Origin of the sequence: Actinomadura rubrisoli, from assembly GCF_004349215.1 — a bacterium.
Lineage (GTDB): Bacteria > Actinomycetota > Actinomycetes > Streptosporangiales > Streptosporangiaceae > Spirillospora > Spirillospora rubrisoli.
Genome location: NZ_SMKU01000619.1, coordinates 1 through 2,482 on the forward strand (window position 1 = coordinate 1; position 2,482 = coordinate 2,482).

Genomic DNA, 2,482 nt, shown 5'->3' on the forward strand with positions numbered 1-2,482 from the left:
GTGGGCAGGTGCGGGGCGGGGCCGTCCTCCCAGGGCGGGGGGCCGGCGTGCCCGGCGATGAGCAGGACCCCGCCGGGCGCGACGGCCGCGGCGGCGGCCCGCAGGATCGGCTCGCGGGGCGGCCCGGCGGGGGAGTGCAGGAACTGGGCGGAGACCAGGTCGTAGGACCCGGCGGGGAACGAGGCGTCCAGGTCGTGGTGCCGCCAGTCGACGCGGTCGGCGACGCCGGCGTCCTCGGCGTGCCGGGCGGCGCGCTCCAGGGCGAGGCGGGAGATGTCGGCGGCGGTGACGCGCCATCCGCGGGCGGCGAGCCAGATCGCGTCGCCGCCCTCGCCGCATCCCAGGTCCAGGGCGGTGCCGGGCGGCAGCCCGGCGGCCTCTCGGACGATCATGGCGTTGGGCTCGCCGCTCCACAGGTGGTCGTGCTGGGCGTAGCGGTCGTCCCAGAACGCTTCGCCGCTGGTGTCGCCGGTCATGGTTCCTCCTCGGGTCGAGGACGATGCTCGCCCTCCTCGTCCGGATCCGGCAAGTTCCGTTGCCGGTTCGGCAAAACCGCGAGGTGGGGCAGAGGTCCGCGGCCGGGCGTCCGGCCGGGATCGGTGCCGGCTCGGTGCCGGCGGCGGCGCGGCTGGACCATCACGGCGCGATGCCGGCGGGGGCGTCGGCGATACTGTGGGCGTGCAGTACGTGTCCAGAGTGCCGCGACCGCCGCTGGACGGGCTGATCGACGACCTTTACTACCTGGAGGGTGCGCCGCCGTACGCCCGGCTGACGCTGCCGCCGATGCCGGCGGCGTTGCTCATCGTCAACCTCGGGGCGCCGTTCCGCATCCGCGCCGGCACCGACATCGAGACGGCCGAGTACGCCGACGGCTGCGTGGTCACCATGCCCACCCGCGCGTTGGAGTTCGGCTACCCGCTCCGGACCCGGTCCGTCGGCGTGCATTTCAAGCCGTGGGGGCCGGCGCCGTTCCTGCCGATGCCCGCGGCCGAGCTGTGTGACCGGCCGGTGACGATAGAGCAGGTTTGGGGCCGGCCCGCCGTTGCCGAGCTGCGAGACCGGCTGGCCGCGGCGGACGGACCGCAGGAGATGCTGACGCTGCTTGAGGAGGAGCTGATGCGGCGGCTGTGCGAGACCGCCGGCCTGGGGCTGGTCCGCCGTACGAGCAGCGTCCTCGCGGCGGCCAGCGGGGCGGTGGCGATCGGCGACCTGAGCGCGGCGGCCGGTGTCAGCGGCACTCATCTGGCACAGCGGTTCAAGGAGCTCATCGGCGTCACGCCGAAGCGGCTGGCCCGCACCTACCGCTTCACCGCCACCGTGTTCGCGATCGACCCCGCCGGACCGATCGACTGGGGCGACCTCGCCGGCGGCGCGGGCTACTTCGACCAGGCCCACTTCGGTCACGAGTTCCGGGCGTTCACCGGGCTCACGCCGACCCGGTACGTCGAAGTCCGGCGGCGGTTCCTGCGCGAACATCCCGGCCACGCGCTGGACGGCTGGCCGCTGCCGGCCGATTGATTTCTTACAAGAGCGACAGCTCACGGCACGCTAATTTGGGGCACCCCGAAGCAGAGGAGAGGCCCGTGGGCAAGGTGGTCATGTACAGCTCGGTGTCGGTGGACGGCTTCGTCGCGGACGACAACGACCGGCCCGGACCGCTGTTCGACTGGTTGTCCAGCGGTGACGTCCCGTTGGACGAGAGCGGCGAGGTGAAGGTGTCGCAGACGTCCTACGACTACACCCGGCCGTACTGGGACCAGATCGGGGTGACGATCGTCGGCCGTCATGTCTTCGACATGACGGACGGCTGGGACGGGAAGCCTCCGGGCGGGGTCGACCACGTGGTCGTCGTGACGCACCGGCCGGAGCCCGAGGGCTGGGACCCCGAGGCGCCGTTTCATTTCGTCGGCGGCGTCGAGGCGGGCATGGCCAAGGCGCAGGAGCTTGCGGGTGACCGCATGGTCGAGGTCGCCGCGGGCGACGTCGGTGGCCAGGTGCTCGCCGCGGGCTTGGTCGACGAGGTGCGCATGGACGTCGTACCCGTGGTGTTCGGGTCCGGCAAGCGCTACTTCGGGTCGGTCCGCGCGCAGCACCTGTTGGAGGATCCTGACGTGGTGATTCAGGGCGACCGGGTGCTTCACCTGCGCTATCGGGTGCGCCGTTGACCGATCCCGGCACCTCACCCGCGGCAGGTCCAACTCAAGATCACTGGTTGCCGGTTTCCGTCGTATCCTGGCCGGCGTCCGGCCGGGGTGAGGCCCGGGGGCGGGTCAGGTGGACCATTCGCGGCGGCGGGCCTCGGCGAGGGCGACGGCGGTGGCGACGGCGACGTTGAGGGAGCCGACGCGGCCGATCTGGGGGATGTAGGCGACGGCGTCGGCGGCGGCGAGCAGGGCGGGGGAGCAGCCGTGGTCCTCGCCGCCGACGGCGAGGCAGATGTCGCCGTCCAGGGGGGCCTGGTGAAGGGGGAGGGCGTCGCCGG

General features: G+C 73.0%; 4 protein-coding genes. 2 read left to right on the plus strand and 2 right to left on the minus strand.

Annotated elements, in window-relative coordinates:
• The coding region (locus E1298_RS46145) for an SAM-dependent methyltransferase (RefSeq protein ID WP_131903688.1) at positions 1–476 on the minus strand (476 nt) is incomplete at its 3' end.
• Positions 477–687: 211 nt separating this feature from the next.
• Here E1298_RS46145 and E1298_RS46150 point away from each other — a divergent pair.
• Positions 688–1,518 (plus strand): helix-turn-helix domain-containing protein, encoded by an 831-nt coding sequence (locus tag E1298_RS46150; RefSeq protein WP_207945263.1) that lies wholly within the window; start codon positions 688–690, stop codon positions 1,516–1,518.
• Positions 1,519–1,583: 65 nt separating this feature from the next.
• A complete protein-coding gene (locus E1298_RS46155) occupies positions 1,584–2,165 on the plus strand; it encodes a dihydrofolate reductase family protein (RefSeq protein ID WP_131903689.1) in 582 nt (193 codons plus the stop codon).
• 105 nt (positions 2,166–2,270) lie between these two features.
• Here the strand turns inward: E1298_RS46155 and E1298_RS46160 are convergent.
• The coding region (locus E1298_RS46160; RefSeq protein WP_165975990.1) for an RNA methyltransferase at positions 2,271–2,482 on the minus strand (212 nt) is incomplete at its 5' end.